The organism is Vibrio sp. J1-1, from assembly GCF_021728395.1.
GTDB lineage: Bacteria > Pseudomonadota > Gammaproteobacteria > Enterobacterales > Vibrionaceae > Vibrio.
The window spans coordinates 1-22,211 of sequence record NZ_JAKKCM010000012.1; the positions used below are offsets into that span (position 1 = coordinate 1).

At 42.7% G+C, this 22,211-nt stretch carries 17 protein-coding genes; 10 read left to right on the top strand and 7 right to left on the bottom strand.

The window, feature by feature from the left end; translation table 11 throughout:
* Positions 1–518: 518 nt before the first annotated feature.
* Entirely contained in the window at positions 519–2,057 is a 1,539-nt protein-coding gene (locus L3V31_RS17330) for an HD domain-containing protein (RefSeq protein ID WP_237317792.1), read from the top strand.
* Here the strand turns inward: L3V31_RS17330 and L3V31_RS17335 are convergent.
* Genes L3V31_RS17335 through L3V31_RS17345 form a run of 3 tightly spaced genes read right to left on the bottom strand, consistent with a single transcriptional unit; the run spans position 2,043 to position 3,866 of the window.
* Positions 2,043–2,897 carry a hypothetical protein gene (locus tag L3V31_RS17335; protein WP_237317794.1) on the bottom strand — a complete coding sequence of 285 codons (855 nt, stop codon included), beginning with the start codon at positions 2,895–2,897 and terminating at the stop codon, positions 2,043–2,045. The genes L3V31_RS17330 and L3V31_RS17335 overlap by 15 nt on opposite strands.
* A gap of 23 nt (positions 2,898–2,920) precedes the next feature.
* The gene (locus L3V31_RS17340) at positions 2,921–3,181 is read right to left on the bottom strand and encodes a hypothetical protein (protein WP_237317796.1); all 261 of its coding nucleotides are present in this window, start codon (positions 3,179–3,181) and stop codon (positions 2,921–2,923) included.
* A complete protein-coding gene (locus tag L3V31_RS17345) occupies positions 3,171–3,866 on the bottom strand; it encodes a TnsA endonuclease N-terminal domain-containing protein (RefSeq protein ID WP_237317798.1) in 696 nt (231 codons plus the stop codon). The genes L3V31_RS17340 and L3V31_RS17345 overlap by 11 nt, the downstream gene beginning before the upstream one ends.
* Positions 3,867–4,367: 501 nt before the next feature.
* Between L3V31_RS17345 and L3V31_RS17350 the strand changes: the two genes are divergently transcribed.
* From L3V31_RS17350 to L3V31_RS17365, 4 genes are all read left to right on the top strand, one after another.
* The gene (locus L3V31_RS17350) at positions 4,368–4,532 is read left to right on the top strand and encodes a hypothetical protein (RefSeq protein WP_237317800.1); all 165 of its coding nucleotides are present in this window, start codon (positions 4,368–4,370) and stop codon (positions 4,530–4,532) included.
* Between the two features lie 740 nt (positions 4,533–5,272).
* Positions 5,273–6,349, top strand: a complete 1,077-nt coding sequence (locus tag L3V31_RS17355; RefSeq protein WP_237317802.1) for an ABC-three component system protein — start codon at positions 5,273–5,275, stop codon at positions 6,347–6,349.
* Positions 6,342–6,833 (top strand): ABC-three component system middle component 2, encoded by a 492-nt coding sequence (locus L3V31_RS17360; protein ID WP_186174821.1) that lies wholly within the window; start codon positions 6,342–6,344, stop codon positions 6,831–6,833. Before L3V31_RS17355 ends, L3V31_RS17360 begins: the two co-directional genes overlap by 8 nt.
* 2 nt (positions 6,834–6,835) lie before the next feature.
* Positions 6,836–8,656 carry a hypothetical protein gene (locus tag L3V31_RS17365; RefSeq protein WP_237317804.1) on the top strand — a complete coding sequence of 607 codons (1,821 nt, stop codon included), beginning with the start codon at positions 6,836–6,838 and terminating at the stop codon, positions 8,654–8,656.
* 247 nt (positions 8,657–8,903) lie between these two features.
* On the opposite strand, the gene gcvP is transcribed toward L3V31_RS17365, so the two are convergent.
* The 3 genes from gcvP to L3V31_RS17380 form a co-directional block, all read right to left on the bottom strand.
* Complete coding sequence (gene gcvP, locus L3V31_RS17370) at positions 8,904–11,768, bottom strand: aminomethyl-transferring glycine dehydrogenase (RefSeq protein WP_237317806.1); 2,865 nt, start codon at positions 11,766–11,768, stop codon at positions 8,904–8,906.
* Positions 11,769–11,880: 112 nt separating this feature from the next.
* Positions 11,881–12,261 (bottom strand): glycine cleavage system protein GcvH, encoded by a 381-nt coding sequence (gcvH, locus tag L3V31_RS17375; RefSeq protein WP_237317808.1) that lies wholly within the window; start codon positions 12,259–12,261, stop codon positions 11,881–11,883.
* A gap of 36 nt (positions 12,262–12,297) precedes the next feature.
* Entirely contained in the window at positions 12,298–13,593 is a 1,296-nt protein-coding gene (locus L3V31_RS17380) for a serine hydroxymethyltransferase (RefSeq protein WP_237317810.1), read from the bottom strand.
* Between the two features lie 389 nt (positions 13,594–13,982).
* Here L3V31_RS17380 and L3V31_RS17385 point away from each other — a divergent pair, with 389 nt between their 5' ends.
* Positions 13,983–14,606, top strand: coding sequence for an XRE family transcriptional regulator (locus L3V31_RS17385; RefSeq protein WP_237317812.1), 624 nt, complete (start codon positions 13,983–13,985; stop codon positions 14,604–14,606).
* 264 nt (positions 14,607–14,870) lie between these two features.
* Entirely contained in the window at positions 14,871–15,989 is a 1,119-nt protein-coding gene (gene gcvT / locus L3V31_RS17390) for a glycine cleavage system aminomethyltransferase GcvT (protein ID WP_237317814.1), read from the top strand.
* 124 nt (positions 15,990–16,113) lie between these two features.
* Here gcvT and L3V31_RS17395 read toward each other — a convergent pair whose 3' ends face one another.
* Entirely contained in the window at positions 16,114–16,839 is a 726-nt protein-coding gene (locus L3V31_RS17395) for a TetR/AcrR family transcriptional regulator (protein ID WP_237317816.1), read from the bottom strand.
* Between the two features lie 159 nt (positions 16,840–16,998).
* Between L3V31_RS17395 and L3V31_RS17400 the strand changes: the two genes are divergently transcribed.
* From L3V31_RS17400 to L3V31_RS17410, 3 genes are read left to right on the top strand one after another with little or no spacing between them, the layout of a single operon-like run.
* Positions 16,999–18,072, top strand: a complete 1,074-nt coding sequence (locus L3V31_RS17400; RefSeq protein WP_346014863.1) for an efflux RND transporter periplasmic adaptor subunit — start codon at positions 16,999–17,001, stop codon at positions 18,070–18,072.
* The gene (locus L3V31_RS17405) at positions 18,072–19,133 is read left to right on the top strand and encodes an efflux RND transporter periplasmic adaptor subunit (RefSeq protein WP_237317818.1); all 1,062 of its coding nucleotides are present in this window, start codon (positions 18,072–18,074) and stop codon (positions 19,131–19,133) included. Before L3V31_RS17400 ends, L3V31_RS17405 begins: the two co-directional genes overlap by 1 nt.
* Complete coding sequence (locus tag L3V31_RS17410; RefSeq protein WP_237317820.1) at positions 19,133–22,192, top strand: efflux RND transporter permease subunit; 3,060 nt, start codon at positions 19,133–19,135, stop codon at positions 22,190–22,192. The genes L3V31_RS17405 and L3V31_RS17410 overlap by 1 nt, the downstream gene beginning before the upstream one ends.
* The last annotated feature ends 19 nt before the right edge of the window (positions 22,193–22,211 follow it).

Here is a 22,211-nt window from a genome sequence, read left to right on the forward strand (position 1 = left end):
AGTCAAAAAAGAAATCTAAGGAGAAAACCAAGTAGAAGCCAACGTGAAATTTTAGTCTAAAATAGACTTACTTAAGTGGATCACTTTTCAATGCAAATGGTGGATCAGATTTAAGTGCAAATTAACAATCTGGAGTTATTTCGAAGTATCAATAAGCTCGATGAATTTTTGAAACAATTAGAGCAGCTTGATAGGCTCAAGAATAGAGATGTCAGCGCATCAATACGAGAGCATTTAACCTTCATTGAGAAGAATACACTGGCTATAACGCAAGAGCACTTGATCAAGAATCAGTGTTCTTTAGTAATCGAAAAGTTTAGCTGACGTATTTTCGATTACGGATTTAATTAGTCTCACAACTTTTGTGTTAGATATTTTTGCTCAATATGAGAAAACAATGATTATGATTGCTGTTTTTTTCATCAGATTGAGCAATGTAAAGGGAGTGGCTATTGAATTCTCACATATGCACCCCAATGATATGTTTCGTGTTGCAATGTTTGATAAATAGGTGTGCTATGCGTTTTGAACAAAACCTTACAGGTAAAATACTTGACCCCATACATGGAATTATTCGGCTTACAGAAATCGAGTTAGCGTTTATTGATCATCCTTTGTTTCAACGGCTTAGGAACATAAAACAAAACACATTTCTATATAAAGTGTTTCCATCTGCGATGCATAGTCGCTTTGAACATTCACTAGGTGTAATGCATCTGTCGTATGAGATTCTTACCAACATGGGGGTGAATGCACACCGCTATGAAAAGAAGTATAAAGACGACCTCATATATACTGGCCTAACTGAACTACCTGTTCATGTTATTCAAGAATTACGACTAGCAGCGTTGTTGCACGACATCGGTCATGGCCCAATGTCTCACCAGTTTGATTCATTTATGTTTTCCAAAGAAGACTTTCAGGAGTTTTTTGGACAGGACTATCCTGAGATATCGGCTCTCATCAAAGATGGAGACAACGTAGAGCATGAGCATATTTCACTCTTATTTATCAAAGTTATTTTCGATAGTTTGAAAGATGAATATAAGAAATTAGTCAACATCGATAATGTGCTTGCCATCATTGAGAAAGATTTCACGAGTGACAAGGTTTGTTTGGATATAGATACCGAAACTGAAACCTTGAGTATACTACCTCTTTTAACTTCAATAATTTCTTCGTGTCCCATTGACGCAGATAGAATGGACTACCTTCTCAGGGATAGCTATTTTTCGGGTGTGAAATGTGGAATCTATGACCATAACAGACTCTTCATGTCTATGGTTCCTGTCCAATGTGATGGGGCTATTCACCTAGCTTATAAAGAAAGTGGTTTGGACTCTATTGTTGAATTTATCAACGCTAGAGCGAATTTATTTGGCCAAGTCTACTACCACAAGACCAATCGCTCTTTTTCTTCCATGTTGAGCAAAGTGTGTAGCTTAGCAAAGCAAGCTAACGCTGATGTTGATTTGTTTGAGTTTACTTTACCTTCAGATGCCGAAAAAAAATCTTATTTAGAGCAGATTCAAGATTTCTATGAAAACAATTCGGATGACCATTTCTTAAACGAACAGCTAGCTGTCGCGATTGAAGGGAACGATGCTGCCGAGGAAGTAAATAATGACATAGTCCATCGTAAGCCATGGGACAAAGTCTACGAATCAAAATTATATCCCGATAACCTAAATATCACAGATGCTATCAATAAGGATACAGTCAAGCAGTTAACGTTAACAATCGATGAAATGATTACAAGCCAAGATATTGATGGTTCAAAATTCACCATAGATGTTATGACCGACAATGCTTTCAAAGATATCTCGAAGACGGAGATTAAATTGCTAGAGAAACAGCTTGATGGAAAGTACTCTGTGACAGCGTTTAAGGACTCAAACAAGAAGTTGTCAAGATATCAGTCAATCAAGTGCTTTATCAGGATTTTTGCGCACCATTCTATATCCGATAGTTTTGGTATGGAATTAGTGAACCGAATAGACCAATGTAAAGATGGTTTTTTGCGTGAACATAAACTAATCGAATCAAAGCGCGACTAATCTATACTTTTTGCAAAAATCGACTTTATTAGTAAAGGCATTGAATAGGGCTTGTGATGCGCCAGTCCAATCTGGGCCGTGAAATGCAGCGTGGGTTCCAACAATCATTCCACTCCACGTATCTATCACTAAATAAATGACAGGACGACCTGTAGCTAGTTGCAGCGTATTGTCGTAAGGGTAACGAATATACTGATCAACAATCGTTGCATCAATTTCGTACCGACTGGTTGGCCCACGTAGCCCTTGTCGAGCCAAACCAGGTTTGCCTTTTTTGTCTTTTTGATAGCTGATATCACCAACAGCTCGTCGAATGAATTCAAGTGGGCAGACGACTTTCTTTAAATGATATTTAAAGGATTCGGGTGAGATAAGGTGCTTCTTAGGCAACCGAATGACCAAAGCTTCGGCATCATCAATAGTGGGTTTGACGGTTGGATATAAGTATTCTCGACAAAACTCTTCATACAAATAACTGAGTCGAACTTTGCCGCCCTTGGGAATTTTTTTAGCAAATTTGTCGATGTTTTTAATGTCTTCTTGTGTCGCTCCCCGATATTCACTGCCATAGCGAGTCTTAGGGCCAGACTTGTTTACTGAACATTGGCCTTCATCATCAAAAACAGGTTTTTCAGGAAGTGTAGAGTTGCTTCCGCAGTTACGCCATAACGGCAGCAGGGCGTTTTTGTGTGAACCGAAGTACCAGTATCGATTAAGTGTTTGACTGACGTACTTTCGACTACGCCCAGATTTCTCAATTAGTTCACGGAGAACGCCAGAAGCATCTTCGAACAAGTAGTCGTACCGCTTTTCATCGTCTTCGACTAATGGTGCAATCACTTTATAAGCTTCGTCTCGTCGGTCTAGCCATTTTTGTCGAGAACTATCTTTTTGAGCATCTCCTCGTCGCTCATAAACAGCGTGGAGGTAAACTTGCTGTCTGTAAGTTCCCAGAGATTATTCTGAATGTTTTTCAGCACTTCCTGCATATTGAGAAGAGTTGGACGCAATGGGGGCTTATCATTGATTTGAGTAACAGCGATGAGTTCGCGCCCGTCACAAAGGTCTACAATCAGATATTCGATGCCATCTGCTTTTGATATGAGTTTCTGATTAATCAGCATAGCTACCCACTATTAGGTTTAATGGGCGATAAAGCTCAATCTTTACATTTAAGTCAATAGGTAATGCATTTGTATAGCAAGCCTTCTGGAACAAATACATCACTTGCACCAATTCCATGTTGAGCGTGGTTGCAACAAACTGGAGCTGAGATTTTAATGTCTCGGTAGGCATGCTGCGTACATTCTCATTTAGGGTTAGCAGCAGAGACGTATAGAGATCTTCTGGCACATCCAAAGATGATAAATGTTGATAGCACTCTCTGAGCCATTTCAGGTTGTAAGTTTTATTTGAGTTGAAGGTGTTTTCATCACACTGAATTAATGAGTATCCGTTATTTTCCCAATATGCCTGTTCGATTTGAAATTTACTCATTGTGCGGATGACTTTCTGAGCGGAGGTATTCTTCCTACAAAATTCAGATGAAGGCTTGTAGTACATGGGCTGTAAGACGTTTTGGCCTGATCTGATATCACGTTTCAATAGTACAAAGTCAGTTGTCATTGTTACCGCAGGAATCAGCTTCGTTTCGTGATCACGCTCTTTGTATTTTGCTGGATGGTATTTGTTGATTAAGGCTGCACACTCAATGGTTTCATTAAGTGGTAACGGGTATTGCTCGTAGATGTCCAACACAGATTGGTCATGCTCAAAATTGATGAATGCATCCAGCTCTCCGTTGCTCAACAGATGGTGACTCCGCCCTGTTTTGTGGCTAAAAATGATATGTGATAGTCCGACGCTGTTCGAATTTCGTACTGTGATGAAAGGTCGATAACCCTCCTGATGCACGAGTTTTTGGTACTTAATGATTTTATTTATTTCTCTCTGAGTTATTACAGGCTGTTTTACTATTTTCACCTCGTTCTGTTTTGATGGACTTAATATCTTCATGGTGGCTATCTCATAATCAATCTAATATATTGATAGCAGGTGTTGAAAATCTTGTCTAGTGTGATTTGTGTGTTAGTTGTTGATTTTAAATGAGATATTTTAACTTAAATTAATCGGTAGAATTGTTTCGGGGTGAGGGCTCATTCTAAGGTTTCAAGTTAATATCAAATATTTATATCATCGAATTATTATTGATAATAAATAAATTGAATTTCTTTATTATTATAATTCTAATTAATGACTATTTTGTATTTTACAAATAAAACAATAAGTTATGATTTAATTGGTTGTATTGTGAGCAAACAAACAAAAACAGTGAAAAAAGTTACTTTTTATTTAGTAATGAACTGTATGTATATGCGTGCGGGTGATTATTTTGGTGGCCTTGTTAGGAGTGTTGATTGTTATCGATATAAGGCTGGTGGCGTGCGCTTTGCTGGTTTTTCATTATTACAATGATTAGAGAACTATACTTTTATGTTAATAGAGGTCGAATATCGTTCATTTCCGAGAGCTGTACTCGGATAATATTTTTTAATGGTTACTTTTCTTGTTTGTTCTCATTACCACACTTTTTCCCGTGAATAAGTGTAGTACCTCAACACTTATTCCCACGAATAAGTGTTGAATATCCACACATTTTGCCACGAATTTATGTACCAATGAAATGGGTTATGATTCTATTTGTCTGATTTTCAATGAAAATTTAATACTACTTGTAATTTGAATTCGTGAGGAAGTTAAAAAGGTTACCAAGCATTAAATAAAGTAATCTTAAATATTATGAATAGCCCATATCGAGGGGTGTTTGAATTATTTGAAAGTCGCTTGCATTCGATTGCTTGAAGTGAAATGCAGAGGGGGAGATGATTTTGCGCTCCGAAGTCGTAGTTCCACCAGACTGCTACCACTGAATGAGAACATTGAGAATTCTTAGCTAACTTTCAATAGTAAAGAGCCACTACTCTCGCCACTTGTCAGTTCGAACTTAATAAAACAGTGGAAGTGGTTAGTAGAGACTAAATGTCACTGCATGTCTTTCGTGGAATCATTCAGTCATGTAGTCAGCGATAAATTATGAGATAAACTACACTGCACCTAGTGTTAATGCTACTAGTTTGTATTGTATCTGATACTATATACATCAATTATTTACCCTTGTTCTAAAGAGTTATTAAAGTTGCTTGGTATCTTCATTTATGTCGAATGTTAACTTAGTTCAAGTATTGACTGGGGCATCAGTGCTTCCGATCCATCGGATCAAATTGTTTTCACCTGAAGAGTGGGAAGAGTTTGTAGAAGAGTGGTTGACCTTTAAAGAGCTAGATTATATCGAAGTTGAACGGTTAGGTGGGGCTGGAGATAAAGGTCGAGATGTCATCGGTTATGTTACTTGCCCGACGACGAACCCTGACTCGTATGTGTGGGACAATTTTCAGTGCAAACATTACGATCATGCACTTAGGCCAAGCGACGTTTGGACTGAGTTTGGTAAAGTGTGTTACTACACCTATTTGGGTGACTTTCCTGTTCCAAGGCATTACTACTTTATTGCTCCCTATGGAGTAGGTACGTCGCTTGCTGACCTGTTGCGTAAACCAGATATACTTCGACAAGAACTCAAAGATAACTGGGACAAATACTGCAAGTTTAAGATTACTAAAAAAATGCCTGATGGGATCGAATTAACTGGGGCGTTTTTGGACTATATAGACCAGTTCGATTTTTCTATATTCCTCAAGGTAAAGCCTTTGACTCTAATTGAAGAGCACTCTAATACACGTTATCACATAAGCAGATTTGGGGGAGGGTTACCTGAACGAACTTACAGCGATGATATGCCTGAGGAAGTAACAAACCAAGAATTGGTTTATGTGACCAAATTATTTGCAGCGTATAGCGATGCTGATGGTAACTCTTTGACGACTCTCGACTGTATAGCATCTAAGAAAAAGTATCTGAACCACTTTAAAAGAGCTAGGAAATGCTTTTATAAAACTGAGCAACTAAAGCACTTCTCCAGAGATAAGCTTCCAGCAGGTGTATATGAATCATACCAAAGCGAGATAGCTTCGGGAGTAATCAATGTGGTTGAAGATGAACATGAGCATGGATTTCAAAAGGTTAAAGAGGTCGAGCAAGAAGCTCGAAAGTTAGCTATTACTTCAAATCCTCTAACTCTATGCAGTGATGGGGATGATAGAGCGGGAGTTTGTCACCACTTGGCAAACGATCCTTCCGACGAAAATGAATTTATATGGATTGAGTATGACTAGTGAAATGACTTTTTCTTTAGCCTACAACAATCAACTAGAGTTTGGGCTGCGTGCATTGGTTATTTTGAGCCATGTATACCCACACGAATGCGACTTGGAAAAGTTGTCTTACCTAGATTACATCATAGTTCACTCTGGGGACTTCAATGAATATCTAAAAAGTATACACGCCCCCATACCTTACAGAACCACAGAAGTTTTGGTACGACGAGAACAAATGAAAAGAGGTATTAACCTTCTTTGTAACTACGGATTGGCAATACCAGTGTTTCTAGAGAAAGGCTTTTACTACCGAATTTCTGAAGAAGGAGTTCCATTTCTTGATTCCTTAGCGGAGTCTTATGTGAAGTATGTGGATGAAAGGGCTTCGTGGGCTGTCAGGGAATTCGGAAAGTATAGTAGTTCGGAGTTAAGTAATTTGATTTGTGAAGCGAACATAGATGGCGATGCAGAGATCGTTTTCCAGGCAGGAGTATTTGTTTAGATATGGCTGGTATTTACATTACTGAACTTAGATTATCTGGGGGTGATAAACCTAACGCGATAGTCAACTTCAAAAAGGGCGTCAATATTATTACAGGCCCTTCAAATACGGGTAAGACATTTGTTTTTGAATGCTTGGACTACATGTTAGGTAAGTCAAAGCTGGAGAGAAAAATATCTGAATCTAACGGTTATGAGCATGTATTCCTTGAACTGGAAGATTACGTAGGTAACGTTTATACCCTGAAATCCGACCTTCACGGTGGTGATTTTTTGTTAGGTGAGTGCTCGGTTGATGACTGGGAAACGACTACTAAAGAACATGTCAAACTCAAAAGGAAGCATACGGCAAATAAAACAAACACTCTTTCACACTTTATTTTGTCTAAATGCGGATTAGAAAACAAATGGATTCGAGTAAATCAAAAAGCAAAAAAGTCGGAGTTAAGTCTTTCATCGATGAGACCGCTTTCTTTGATTGGAGAGCTAAAGATTCCAAAGGTAGAGTCACCATTCCTCTCAGGTCAACATATTGATAAAACGAAAGAAATTAATGTAATTAAATTCTTGGTTACTGGGGTAGATGATTCAGCTTTACAAGAAACTCCTTCAGACAAAGTGATAGCAAACAAATCTGGCAGGCTAGAGATGCTAGAAGAGCTGATCGCCAAGCATGAGCTTAGCTCAGATACCGAAAGAACCATTGAAGAGTTAAAAGACCAGCAGACAAAATTAGAGTTAGCTATCGATGAATCAAGAGAAATTGCAGATAATGTAACCGAGCGAATGTCTCATTATGAAGACCTGAGACACACGGTATTGGAACGAATGGATTCTTTAAGGACTAGCGTAAAAGAGCAAGAGTTCCTAAGCAAAAATGTGTCGATCATAGAGAAGCAATATATATCTGATTTAAGCAGGCTTGGCTCAACGCTAGAAATGGGAGCGGCATTGATGAGCATAGAACGCCAAAACTGTCCTGTATGTGAAGCTAGCTTTGTTCCAAAAGAGCCGACGAACAAAGATATTTGTATTAGTGCCCATGCAGAGAAGAAGAAGATAGGTGCTATGCTTCATGAAGTTGGTTTAGCTAAAGCACAATTCCAATCTGAGATTGAAGAACATAGTTCTGAGATCCGTGCGCTTCAAATTGAACTTACCAATTTGAATGATCTTATTGCACGGCATTTCAATCAGTCGTTTCAAGATCACTTAGAAGAAATTGATGAGTTGCAGGAGAAGCTTCGGGAGATTAATGAAGAATTAGTATCACGTTCTTTTGTGAGCTCATTGTGTAAGCAACGCGATGAGCTGCTGGAACTGGTTACTCTTTCAAAAACAGCCAGACAGTTTGAGAAGTTAACTATTGAGAACCTAGAATCAGTAGCAAAAACAATGGAGCGATTGCTGATTCGCTGGGGGTATTTAGATAACAATTCAGAGCATAGAGTAGTGTTTAGTGAAAATGAAAACGATTTTGTTATCAACGGGGAAGCAAGGAAGCTGGCGGGTAAAGGTTATCGGTCTATAACTCATGCTTCTTTCACGTTGTCATTGCTTATACAAAAATTAGGTTTAGGGTTCTGTGTTATGGATTCGCCACTGGTTACCTATAAAAAGCCAGATGTCCCGATTGGAGAGGGTATATCTAACGACATGGCGACCGAATTTTATTCTTCTCTGTTAGAAATTGAAGACGATTGCCAAGTAATAGTTATTGAAAATGAGGACGTACCTTTGGAAGTTAGTCGCAATGTTCATCATTTACATTTCACCAAAAATCCAGAGCATGGAAGATATGGCTTTATACCTATTGAGAATTAGAGGCTAACTAAAGGTTTAATATCTGATATCTATTAAATATCAGGCTCTTGCAGAGTGCATCGCCTTTGAATTGCAAATCTGAGCCCTATGATATGAATAGAAGCAACCCTATCTCGCTCCCTTCTCGAATTGATAAATGTTGAATGTAATTAAAAAGGCGAACCAAACGGTTCGCCTTTTGTTATTCAAGTTAGTTTCCAACTTAGTTATCGGTTTCCAACTTGGTTATCTGTGATCAAACACGAAATTAGTCTTGGTAGTTCTCGATGCTTGGGCACGAGCAGATTAGGTTACGGTCGCCGTAAACGTTATCAACGCGGTTTACCGTTGGCCAGTATTTCCAAGACTTAGTTGCTTTCGATGGGAAACAGCCTAGCTCACGAGAGTATGGGCGATCCCATTCTGCTGCTGCAAGGTCCACTTGAGTGTGCGGTGCATTTACCAGAGGGTTGTTCTCTAGTGGCCACTCACCGTTTTTCACTTTCGCCATCTCTTCTCGGATTGCAATCATCGCTTCACAGAAGCGGTCTAGCTCTTCCAAATCTTCTGATTCAGTTGGCTCTACCATTAGTGTGCCAGCTACTGGGAATGACATCGTTGGCGCGTGGAAACCGTAGTCCATTAGACGCTTCGCGATGTCTTCTTCGCTGATGCCGGTTTCTTCTTTAAGCGGACGAATATCAACGATACATTCGTGTGCTACACGGCCGTTTTTGCCACGGTAAAGAATCGGGTAGTGTGGACGCAGACGCTCCATCACATAGTTGGCGTTCAAAATCGCAACTTTAGTTGCATCTTGCAGGCCAGCTTCACCCATCATCGCGATGTACGCCCAAGAAATAGGCAGGATAGATGCGCTACCCATGTCTGCCGCGGAAACGGCTAACTCTTTACCTTCAACACCGTTTTCTATGTGACCTGGTAGGAAAGGTGCTAAGTGAGACTTCACACCGATAGGACCCATACCTGGACCGCCACCACCGTGTGGGATACAGAAGGTTTTGTGTAAGTTCAGGTGAGAAACGTCAGAACCGATGAAGCCTGGAGAGGTAAGGGCAACCTGTGCGTTCATGTTCGCGCCATCTAGGTAAACCTGACCGCCTGCAGCATGAACCATTTCACATACTTCTTTCACATGTTCTTCATATACGCCGTGCGTAGAAGGGTAAGTGATCATGATGCTTGATAGGTTGTCTTTGTGTTTCTCGATTTTCGCTGCTAGGTCAGTCATGTCGATGTTGCCATCTTCATCACACTTAACCACAACCACTTTCATTGACACCATTGATGCTGTCGCAGGGTTAGTACCGTGCGCAGAGCTTGGGATCAAACATACGTTACGGTGACCTTCGCCACGACTATCGTGGTAACGTTGAATCGCAATAAGACCAGCGTACTCACCAGATGCACCAGAGTTTGGTTGCAGAGAGAAATCGTCATAACCTGTGATTTCACATAGCTTCTCTTTCAGGTCTTTCGCCAGCGCAGTGTAACCTGCCGCTTGCTCTAGAGGTGCGAACGGGTGGATAGAACCAAACTCAGGCCAGGTTACTGGAATCATTTCTGCTGCTGCGTTCAGTTTCATTGTACAGCTGCCCAGCGGGATCATACCGTGAGTCAGTGAGAAGTCTTTGTTCTCTAGCTGTTTCAGGTAACGCATCATTTGCGTTTCGCTGTGGTGCGTATTGAATACTGGGTGAGTCAGGAACTTAGAAGTACGGCGTAGTGCTTCAGGAATGGCAGCAAACTCATTGCTTGCGATTTCTGACGATAGCGCGTTAACGTCTTGTTGTACGTCGAATACTGCAAATAAAGCGTTGATGTCGTCAGTTGTTGTTGTTTCGTCGCAGCTGATACCTAGTTTGCCGTCTAGCTTGCGCAGGTTGATGTCTGCAGCCTGTGCTTTCGCGTATAGCTCTTCAGTTTTTCCACCTGTGTTGATAGTGATGGTATCGAAGAAGCTATTGTGTGCAAGCTCGTAGCCAGACTTTGTCAGGCCCGCTGCGAGAATAGCAGTCATGTGGTGAGTGCGACGCGCTATAGTACGAAGGCCTTCTGCTCCGTGGAATACTGCGTAGAAAGACGCCATGTTCGCTAATAGTGCTTGCGCTGTACAGATGTTTGAGGTCGCTTTTTCACGGCGGATGTGCTGTTCACGCGTTTGCATCGCCATGCGTAGTGCTTGGTTACCGTTTACATCGATAGAAACACCGATTACACGACCTGGCATTGTACGCTTGTGTTTGTCACGAGTTGCCATGAATGCTGCGTGTGGACCGCCGTAACCCATTGGTACGCCGAAACGCTGAGCAGAACCGATAACAACATCTGCGCCCATTTCGCCTGCTGGCTTAAGCAGAGCTGAAGCAAGTAGGTCAGTGGCAACGGTTACTAGCGTTTTGTTTGCTTGTGCTTTAGCGATGATGTCCGTTAGGTCACGAACTTCACCAGTGGTACCTGGGTATTGAACGAGCGCACCAAATACGTCTTGTTCTGGTAGTGATTCAAGTGAACCGACTAATACTTCAAAGCCAATGTATTTTGCACGAGTTTTAACAACTTCTAGTGTTTGTGGATGAACGTCATCAGCCACAAAGAATACGTTACTTTTGCTCTTACCAGCACGCTTACATAGCGTCATCGCTTCTGCTGCTGCAGTTGCTTCGTCAAGTAGAGAAGCATTCGCGATTTCCATACCAGTCAGGTCCATAACCATTTGCTGGTAGTTTAGAAGTGCTTCAAGACGACCTTGAGAGATCTCTGGCTGGTAAGGGGTGTACGCTGTGTACCAGCCTGGGTTTTCTAACACGTTACGCAGAATCACGTTTGGCGTGAAGGTGTTGTAGTAACCTTGACCGATGAAGGTGCGTTTAATTTGGTTTTGGTCAGCGAACTGGCGCATTGCAACTAGCATGTCTGCTTCGCTTTTCGCTTCTGCAAGTGTTAGTGGCTTTTCTAGGCGAATTTGCGCTGGAACCGTTTCTTCGATAAGTGCGTCAAGGTTAGCGACATTGATCGCATCCAACATTTTTTGTTGGTCAGATTTGTTTGGTCCGTTGTGGCGAGCAACGAACTCATTTTGTGTGCTGAGGCTTTGAAGTAATTCAGTCATTGTCCTTTACCTACTCCATCGTTCGGGTAACGTATCGGGTCGTTACTAATAAGGTCCGAACATTGAAAAAAAGCTGCCTTCCAGGCGGGGGCAGCTTTGCAAATCTTCCTAATTACTCTTCTTCAATTGAGTTTAGGTATTCTTCTGCGTCTTTTAGGTTGTCTAGTTCTGATGGGTCAGACATCTTAACTTTAACAATCCAGCCGCCTTCGTATGGTTCTTCGTTGATTAGCTCTGGGCTATCTTCAAGCTCTTCGTTGATTTCTACAACTTCACCGCTGATAGGCGCGTAGATATCTGAAGCTGCTTTTACAGATTCAACAAGAGAGAAGCTATCGCCAGCTTCAACTTCGTCTTCCACGTCTGGTAGGTCAACGAATACTACGTCGCCCAACATTTCCTGCGCGTGCTCAGAAATACCGATAGTTACTGTGCCATCGCCATTATCACGTACCCACTCGTGGCTATCTGCAAACTTCAATGTGTTGTCCATTGCTTAATCTCCAAAAAATAACTGCGTTTAAATTGTTTACTGGTAAAGAGGGAATCGGCCACACAGAGCTTTCACTTCTTTGCGAATGCGCTGCTCTACTTCTGCGTTACCTTCAGGGCTTTCTACTAGCCCATCCAATACATCGCCAATCCAATTACCGATGAGCTTGAATTCTTGTGCGCCAAAGCCGCGGCTTGTGCCAGCGGGTGTACCCAAACGTATACCCGATGTAATCATAGGCTTCTCTGAATCGAATGGGATGCCATTTTTGTTACATGTGATCCCCGCACGCTCAAGCGCCTCTTCTGCTTTGTTACCTTTCAAACCCTTAGGGCGAAGGTCAACCAGCATCAGGTGAGTATCAGTTCCGCCAGTCACAATGTCGCAACCGCGAGTCTGCAATACTTCGGCTAGTACTTTTGCGTTATTGATCACTGAATTGATATAAGTTTTGAACTCAGGGCCAAGCGCCTCACCAAATGCGACGGCTTTTGCAGCAATAACATGCATGAGCGGGCCGCCCTGTAAGCCAGGGAATACCGCTGAGTTGATTTTCTTAATGATGTCTTCGTGGTTGGTTAAGATCATGCCGCCGCGTGGTCCACGCAGTGTTTTGTGCGTTGTTGTTGTCACAACATGTGCGTGTGGTAGTGGGCTAGGGTGCGCGCCAGTCGCAATCAGACCAGCAATGTGTGCCATATCAACCATTAGAATTGCATCTACTTCGTCTGCAATTTCACGGAACTTAGCAAAATCGATAGTACGTGGAATAGCACTACCACCAGCGATGATCATTTTTGGTTTGTGCTCAAGTGCAAGAGCACGAACATCTTCGTAATTGATTTCTAGTGTTTCGCGGTCAACGCCGTACTGAACTGCATTGAACCATTTACCAGAAAGAGCAGGGCGTGCGCCGTGTGTAAGGTGGCCGCCAGCATCTAATGACATGCCTAAAATGGTGTCGCCCGGCTGAAGAAGAGCCAGTTTAACTGCGCCGTTTGCCTGAGCACCTGAGTGAGGTTGAACGTTTGCGTATTCACAACTAAAAAGTTTTTTTGCACGTTCGATAGCGATTGCCTCAACCGTATCAACGTGTTCACAACCACCGTAGTAACGACGACCTGGGTAACCTTCCGCATATTTGTTTGTTAGGCAAGTGCCTTGAGCTTGCATTACCGCTTTAGAAACAATGTTCTCAGAAGCGATAAGTTCGATTTGTTCGTTTTGGCGAGCGAATTCCGCCTGAATTCCAGCAAAGACTGCATCATCTGTCGCAGAGAGGTTGGTAGAGAAAAAGTTTTCCAAGCTGTGGTTAGGGTAACTCTTGTTCATGGTAGTTGACCTTCCAAATCTGAAAATGAACCTGCATAGATTGAATTATTGGTTTGCGGTTAGGTTCATTTGTCCTCAAAACAGCTGAACTGCATAGCAGAACAGAGCGAACATCCAGCCCTAAAAGTGGGCAAAAACTCCATCAGATTGCGCTGTACTTTTGAATCTCTCACGCCCAATCGTTACGGAAAAGTGCATCTCTACATCTAACAAGGCTGTAACATAACGCTTGAGGCAGGAACAATCAACAAAAAATTTCCTATAGGAAACACGTATGCGGTTTTTGTTAACGAGAGCACACTTTAATTAACCTGGTGCACTTTTATCCATTATACGGTTCATGCACAATGCTTATAGGGAGAGAGATAAGAACAATTACAGAGGGAATTATGGCAGGAAGTATTTATGATGAATACCCATCGATGACGCTTGCGAAAGACAATCATGATGAGAACATCGAGCCTTTAAAGCTGGGACAGCGTATTAAAGATATTCGCTCGAAGTTAGGTATTACACTTGAAGAGGCTAGTCAGAGAACAGGTCTTGCTCGTTCTACACTAAGCAAAATTGAGAACGAGCAGATTTCACCTACATTTCAGGCGATGCAAAAGTTAGCGCTTGGTTTACAAATTGATATGCCGCAACTCTTTGAACCACCGAGAAAAAAAGTTGCAACAGGACGTAGGGATGTTACTCGAAAGAACGAAGGAAAACCTCATCCGACTCAAACCTACGAGCACGAACTACTTGCTACACAACTTTCCAATAAGAAAATGATGCCTTTCAAGAGCCAGATCCGCGCCAGACATTTTGATGAATACAAAGACTGGGTTCGTCATGACGGAGAAGAGTTCTTACTTATCTTATCTGGTGAAGTGAAGTTCTATTCTGAGTTCTATGAACCCGTGGTTCTATGTGAGGGTGATAGTGTTTACTATGATGCAAACATGGGACACATGTTGACCAGTGTTAGTGAGGAAGATGCACAGATTCTTTGGGTCACAGCTAAGTAGTGATAAAAAATTGTAAATTTCCTATAGTGAAGGCAAACGTTTGCCATTGGGTTTAAATTCGTTAAAATGGCGCTCAGTTGATGATCTATCACTCAATTGAGCGCCTTTTTTTAGCGTTTTATTGTGATTAAAATGTTAAAAGTCACACTTTTGAATGCCAACAGTCGTCTTGTTCGTGCAAAATGGAATCAAGCGTGTTTATTATTGGAAACATAGAAAGCGAATGCTGATAGCATTCTCGGGTCTATCTAAATGGAGACGAAAATGACTCAAGAACTTCTGAAAACACCACTGCATGCTCTTCATATTGAAGTTGGCGCAAAAATGGTCCCGTTTGCGGGTTATGATATGCCGGTTCAATACCCACTTGGCGTTAAAAAGGAACACTTACATACACGTGATGCAGCGGGTCTGTTTGATGTTTCTCACATGGGTCAACTTCGTTTAATTGGTGACGGTGCAGCAGCGTTCCTAGAGACATTGGTTCCTGTAGATATTATTGACCTCCCACAAGGTAACCAACGCTATGCTTTCTTCACCAACGAGCAGGGCGGGATCATGGATGACTTAATGGTCGCAAATCAGGGTGACCACCTGTTCGTTGTGGTTAATGCTGCTTGTAAAGAACAAGATATCGCTCATCTTAAAGCTCACCTTCCAGCTGATGTTGAACTCGAAATCATCGAAGATCGCGCACTGTTAGCGCTTCAAGGACCAAAAGCGGCTGATGTACTTAAGCGCTTTAATGCTGAAGTAGCAGAAATGCTGTTTATGGATGTGAAGAAACTCGAAATCCTTGGCGTTGAATGCATCGTGAGCCGCAGTGGTTACACGGGTGAAGATGGCTATGAAATCTCTGTACCAAATTCTCACGCAGAAGAATTAGCTCGTAAACTTACAGCGGAAGCAGAAGTTGAGTGGATTGGTCTTGGCGCGCGTGACTCATTACGTTTGGAGTGTGGTCTTTGTCTTTACGGTCACGATCTAGATACAACCACAACACCGGTTGAAGCGAGCTTGCTATGGGGTATTCAAAAAGTTCGCCGTACAGGTGGCGAGCGTGAAGGTGGTTTCCCTGGTGCTGATATTATTCTTAACCAAATTGAGACCAAAGATGTTGCGCGTAAACGTGTTGGCCTAGTCGGTCAAACTAAAGCACCAGTTCGAGAAGGTGCTGAACTTTTTGATGCTGACGGAAATCAAATCGGTGTAGTGACCAGTGGCACTGCGGGTCCTAATGCAGGTAAGCCAGTTTCAATGGGTTATGTGCGTGCAGATCTCGCTGCAATTGGCACGGAGTTGTTCGCTGAAGTTCGTGGCAAAATGCTACCTATGACCGTAGAAAAAATGCCATTTGTACCTCAACGCTACTACCGTGGCTAAGCAGAACAGATGAAAAAATGCCGGGCTATTTACAGCCCGGCATTTTTAATTTTAACTATTAACTAACGTTTGAGATTAATCGCCTGTCGGGGGTTCGCCTTATTCTGATCCGTTAGCTACTTATTTAGCTCACCGCTTCATCAATGTTGCAGCACATGTCGATAACGATATCTTCCACTCTAGCAGGGTGAAGCATGTCTTCTTTCTCAATGCTGAACTGACTTGCGATGATTGTGTTGAACAGTTCCCAGTGTCTTAGCAGCATCTTTTCGCGATCATCTGCAATATCTGGCCATGTTTGCTGCATCATTGGTGCTAGTGTGACGGCGCCATGAGCAAACAGGAGCATTTGCCACTTTGACTCCCAATGATCTACCTGCGCGTTAGGATACTCGCGGTTGTACTCTTCAAAAATGCCAGAGAAAATGGCGCCGAATTCTTCTTTTGACCGCAAGAAATAATCAAACAGCGCGTTGTCATCTTGACGGATAGCATCAGCAATCATTTGTATAGGGTGTGGGTTGATTAACGTAAACGCCAACATACGTACCGTAAAGAGATAAATCTTTTTGTTAGAAGGCACGTCTTCTGGCATCTGGTTGAGCAGTTCGGCCATATAGTCTTGCAAGTACTCATCCATGGCATCACTAACCGCTTGCCAGATTTTTTCTTTACTGCCGAAATGGTGTCGGATCAAGCTATGTGAGACCCCCGCTTTTTCACTGATATTTCTAAGCGATACTCGCGAGTAACCAAGTTCGCAAAACATATCTGCAGCAACCTTGAGAATGACACATTTAGTGTGTTCCGCTGCTTCAGCACTTCTTCTGCCTTGCTTTCTCTCATTCATAGTTCGACATTTCCCGAATAATAATCAACGCGTTACTTTTACCAGAAACTTGCCTGATTGACTAATTTATTTACTGCACAAATGGAAAATATGTTGATCTATATCTAGATGGGATTATACTGCACGACTGTGTAGTATAATAAAGTATGGAGATAACTGGTGCGTAAACAACATCTAAAACGCATTTTGGTTGGCGCAGCAATGACAATAAGTCTTTCTGGACTGCTGACCGGATGTAACCAAGCCATATCAGAGCCGTCAGAACCTTTAATTAAACCCGTTAAGTTGCTTGCGGTTAAGGATTTGTCTGTGGCTGATTCCGATGCTTTTCTAGCGCAAATTGATGCAACACATCGAGCACAGTTGTCGTTTCAGGTCGGTGGAGAAGTTGACCAGTTGCTTGTCAGAATGGGTCACGATGTCAAAAAAGGCGACGTGTTAGCAACGTTGGACCCGAAAGACCTTCAATTAGCGCTGAATTCCGCTCAAGCACAATTCTCACTTGTACAAACGCAGTGGCGACGCGCTAAAAGCCTATACAGGAAAAAGCTAATCAGCACCGACGAGTACGACCAAAAAGAAACGCAATATAAAGCGGCTTTAGCGAACTTTGAACAGGCAAAAACAGATTTAAGCTACACAAAGATCCATGCACCGTTTGATGGCGTTGTTTCTTATACCTATGTGAAACCGTTTCAGGTTGTGGGTGCGAAACAAGAAATTCTGAACTTGATTGATAACAGCACCTTAGACGTCTCTTTTACATTACCGGTGACTTACGCAGAGTCTGTATCGCTTGCTTCTTTAAAGGAAGCACACATGTGGGTGACGATGGATAGTGAACCGGACAGACGAATCCCGGGGAAATTCAAAGAAATTTCAACTCAACCTAATTCCGATACTAATAGCTATGAAGCGATTGTGACCATCACTCGCCCTTCTGAGCGCAACTTACTCACAGGTATGACAGGTCAAGTGCATATCGCGAAACAGAATGTCTCCGACTCAGTGTTATTGCCTCAGTCAGCATGGGTGAGTAAGGATACTGATCATGGGGAAGTTTGGGTAATGGATGGTGAAACGCAACAAGTAAGAAAAGTGACATTGTCACTTAGTGATAGTGGTAGCGTTGAGTCTGGACTCAAAAGCGATGATTACGTTGTTGTAGCAGGTGTTGAACACTTAGTTGAAGGCCAGGTAGTTAAAGCTTGGGTTCGAGAAGGAGGTATTTAATGAAACGCGCGTTATTTACAGTTTCTGCTATTGCGCTTGCGGTACTCACTGGTTGTCAAGGCGATACCCAAAGGACTTCTGAACATTCACTGTATGTTTCAACCGTATCAGTGGGTGCGCCAGTGAAAAGTCAGTTCAGAGCTTTTAAAGGGATTGTGGTTCCTGCTGAGCAGACTCCCATCGCATTCCGACTCGCGGGCGAAATTCAACATGTTCTCGTAAAAGCGGGTGATGTGGTTAAACAAGGCCAAATGCTCGCCAAGCTTGATGATAGTAAAGAGAAGCAAACCATAAACGATGCAGAAGCTCAATACACGCTGGCTATTCGCCAATTGAAGCGTGGTACAGATCTGTATGAGCGACAAATGATTTCAAAAGCGGAACTGGACGAGCTGACCGCGAATAAAGAATTGGCTGAAGCAAACTTTTATAGTGCGACCAACCAGTTGAACTACACGCGTCTTTTTGCGCCGTTTTCCGGCAAGGTTTCTGACGTTTATAAAGAACGTTTTGAACGAGTTAGCGCAGGTGAAACGGTACTTAACCTCTATCAAAACAACATGGTTTATGTGCGTATAGAACTCTCTGACAACGTTCTAGCGCTCGTGAACCCGAATACTGAAAATGTGAACTACAAACCAAGAGCGACATTCTCCGGCGTTTCGGAATCTTATTTGTTGGATTACTTAGAGTATACGAGTGAGCCGAACGCGGATACTCAGACTTATGAAATGTACCTGACGATGCCTCAGCCTGAAAAAGAAATCTTACCAGGTACAAGCGTTAGCGTGATGGTTGATATGGTCGAAGCGGGCATCACATCGATTGATGGCTACAACGTTCCTGTTACTGCGCTGCAAGCTGGCAGTCAAAGTAATGAGTTTTTTGTGTGGAAAATGAAGGATGAGAACGTCACTAAGGTGCCTGTGGCTGTTTCACAAGTAAACGGTCAAGGCGCGATTGTCTCATCTGGCGTCAGTCGAGGCGATGTACTGGTTAACTCAAACTTACGTAAATTACGTGAAGGCAAACATGTGGAAGTGGTGGAGAAGGGACAATAATGAACATTGCTGAGTATTCCATAAAAAATAAAGTCATCAGTTGGCTGTTCATTGTTATTCTTGCCATTGGTGGTATCACTTCATTCCTTGAGCTTGGCCGATTGGAAGATCCGGCGTTCACTATAAAAGAAGCGATGGTCATCTCTACTTATCCAGGTGCAACGTCTAAGGAAGTGGAAGAAGAACTTACTTATCCGCTGGAAAAAGAGATTCGTAAACTCCCATATATCGATTTCATTACCTCTACGTCGTCGGATGGCATGTCACAGATCATGGTTAGTATGAAGATGGACTATGGTCCAGACGAGCTGCCGCAAATCTGGGATGAAATGCGCCGCAAGATTAATGATCTGCAACCAAATTTGCCGCAGGGTGTGCAATCTCTTCAGATCATTGATGATTTCGGTGACGTGTACGGTGTGATGTTGATGTTAACGGGTGACGACTATAACTATATCGAGCTTAAACGCTATGCTGACCACCTAACACGTGAATTAGAGTTGATAGAAGGGGTAGGCAAAGTCGATATTAGTGGCGACCAACAGGAGATGTTGTTTGTCGAGATCTCTTTAGATCGCCTGGCATCTTTAAACATTGACATGAACGTGGTCGCGAACTTGCTAAACCAACAAAACAGTGTGGTGTCAGCAGGTGAAGTAATGGTAAATGGCGAAAGTCTTATTATCCGTCCTAGCGGTGCGCTAAATACCGTAGAAGAGTTGGGAAATCTGATCATTCACGGCCGAGATACTGGGAACCTGATCCGCTTAAAGGATGTCGCGACTATTTCTCGTGGCATTCAAGAAAAGCCAAGCAACGTGATCTTGTTTAACGGCAAAAAAGCGATCAACATCGCAATTTCTTTTGCGTCCGGTGTCAACGTGGTCGAAGTTGGTGAGCGTATTGATGCTGAGCTAAGCAACCTAGAGTCCATTAAGCCTGCTGGCATAGATATGAGCTACTTCTACAATCAGGCAAAAGAGGTGGATCAGTCCGTTAAAGCATTCGTCATTAGTTTGGCTGAAGCGGTTGCTATCGTAATTATTGTTCTGTTGTTTACCATGGGGTTACGTAGTGGTGTCATCATCGGTGCCGTACTTCTACTGACCGTGTTTGGTACTTTTATCCTTATGAACTACTACAACATCGAGCTTCATCGGATTTCTCTCGGCGCTTTGATCATTGCTTTGGGTATGCTGGTTGATAACGCGATTGTTGTTGTTGAAGGTATCCTCGTTGGCCTAAAGAAGGGACGTTCAAAGGTCCAGTCCGCCGTAGATATTGTTAAACAGACTCAGTGGCCGCTGTTGGGGGCGACTGTGATTGCCATTACGGCATTTGCACCAATTGGGCTTTCGCAAGATGCGACTGGTGAGTTCATGGGTTCTCTGTTTTGGGTGCTTTGCTTTTCCTTGTTCCTGAGCTGGATAACGGCGATTACGCTAACCCCGTTTTTAGCTAATCTTTTATTGAAAGAAGAAGATAAAGCGTCAGGTGATGAGGACCAAGACCCTTATAAAGGTTGGTTGTTTGTCGCATTCGGAGCGTTACTCAAGGTAGCTTTACGTTTTCGGTGGTTAACCGTTGCAGCTATGGTGGCATTACTCGTTGGTGCAGTTGTGGCGTTTGGCAATGTTAAACAGCAGTTCTTCCCGCCATCAAACACGCCGATGTTTTATGTGGATATGTGGATGCCGGAAGGCACAGATATTCGCGAAACAACCAAAAAAGCAGAGGCAGTTGAAAGCTTCATTCGACAACAAGACGATATCGATTTTGTGTCGGTATCAATTGGTCAAGGTATGCAGCGTTTTGTTCTGACCTATCAGCCAGAGAGAAGCTATGAAGCTTATGCTCAGTTTCAGGTGAGGGCAACGGATCGCGAGAGTATGTTCAAGCTTTTGGATACGCTGGATGCCACTTTAGCCAAGAAGTTTAACGAGCCGACATTCCTGTTTAAGTTGATGGAATTTGGTCCGTCCCCTGCGTCTAAAATCGAAGCGAGAATCACTGGCCCAGATCCACAGATACTGCGAAACTTGGCCGTAAAAGTAGAAGATATTTTACATACCGATCCCGGCGCACGAAACATTCGTCATGACTGGCGTGAGCGCACCAAAGAGCTCGTTCCGGTATTTAACGAATCGAAAGCGCGTCGTCTGGGGATTTCGAAAGAAGATCTTTCTGGCACGTTACAGATGGCATTTGGTGGTCGTGCGTTAGGGTACCTACGAGACGGAACACACACACTACCAATCCTGACCCGACTTCCGGAAGCAGAGCGTGTGGATTTTGAATCTCTACAAAATGTGAATATCTGGAGCCCGTCACTCCAAACCTACATCCCCGTTGATCAAATTATCGATGGTGTGAAGTTAGATTGGAGCGAACCTCTTATTCAGCGTCGTGACCGTAAACGCACTCTGACGGTATTGGCTGACCACGATGTATTGAGTGAAGATACCGCTGCAAGCTTGTTTGCTCGCGTTCAACCAAAAGTGATGGCATTGCATCTACCTGACGGTTACGAAATTACTTGGGGTGGGGAATATGAGTCATCGAAAGATGCACAAGATGCTTTGTTCGGCTCACTGCCGATGGGTTATTTGTTGATGTTCATTATTACCATTTTGTTGTTTAACTCGGTCAAAAAGCCGCTGGTTATTTGGTTTACGGTGCCGCTGTCTATTATTGGTGTGTCATTCGGCCTGTTGGCGACAAATATGCCTTTCAGCTTCACCGCTTTCTTGGGGTTATTAAGTTTGAGCGGGATGATACTGAAAAACGGTATTGTGTTACTCGATCAAATTAACCTTGAGTTGGCATCAGGAAAAGATCCTTATCTTGCTATTGTAGATAGTGCGATCAGCCGTGTGCGACCGGTAAGCATGGCTGCTGTAACGACCATTTTAGGTATGATTCCCCTCGTTTTTGATGCCTTCTTTGGCTCAATGGCGATAACGATTATGGCAGGGCTTGGTTTTGCTACTGTACTGACACTGATCGTAGTGCCAGTGATGTTTGCGATTCTTTTTAGGATAAACTCGACCGCTGCATAAGGACTCCTGACTAATATTT

Coding starts and splice junctions, on each gene's coding strand:
- L3V31_RS17330 (WP_237317792.1), top strand. CDS start 519: ATGCGTTTTGAACAAAACCTTACAGGTAAAATACTTGACCCCATACAT.
- L3V31_RS17395 (WP_237317816.1), bottom strand. CDS start 16,839: ATGAATGAGAGAAAGCAAGGCAGAAGAAGTGCTGAAGCAGCGGAACAC.
- L3V31_RS17380 (WP_237317810.1), bottom strand. CDS start 13,593: ATGAACAAGAGTTACCCTAACCACAGCTTGGAAAACTTTTTCTCTACC.
- L3V31_RS17355 (WP_237317802.1), top strand. CDS start 5,273: ATGTCGAATGTTAACTTAGTTCAAGTATTGACTGGGGCATCAGTGCTT.
- L3V31_RS17360 (WP_186174821.1), top strand. CDS start 6,342: ATGACTAGTGAAATGACTTTTTCTTTAGCCTACAACAATCAACTAGAG.
- L3V31_RS17410 (WP_237317820.1), top strand. CDS start 19,133: ATGAACATTGCTGAGTATTCCATAAAAAATAAAGTCATCAGTTGGCTG.
- L3V31_RS17340 (WP_237317796.1), bottom strand. CDS start 3,181: ATGCTGATTAATCAGAAACTCATATCAAAAGCAGATGGCATCGAATAT.
- L3V31_RS17405 (WP_237317818.1), top strand. CDS start 18,072: ATGAAACGCGCGTTATTTACAGTTTCTGCTATTGCGCTTGCGGTACTC.
- gcvP (WP_237317806.1), bottom strand. CDS start 11,768: ATGACTGAATTACTTCAAAGCCTCAGCACACAAAATGAGTTCGTTGCT.
- L3V31_RS17385 (WP_237317812.1), top strand. CDS start 13,983: ATGGCAGGAAGTATTTATGATGAATACCCATCGATGACGCTTGCGAAA.
- gcvT (WP_237317814.1), top strand. CDS start 14,871: ATGACTCAAGAACTTCTGAAAACACCACTGCATGCTCTTCATATTGAA.
- L3V31_RS17365 (WP_237317804.1), top strand. CDS start 6,836: ATGGCTGGTATTTACATTACTGAACTTAGATTATCTGGGGGTGATAAA.
- gcvH (WP_237317808.1), bottom strand. CDS start 12,261: ATGGACAACACATTGAAGTTTGCAGATAGCCACGAGTGGGTACGTGAT.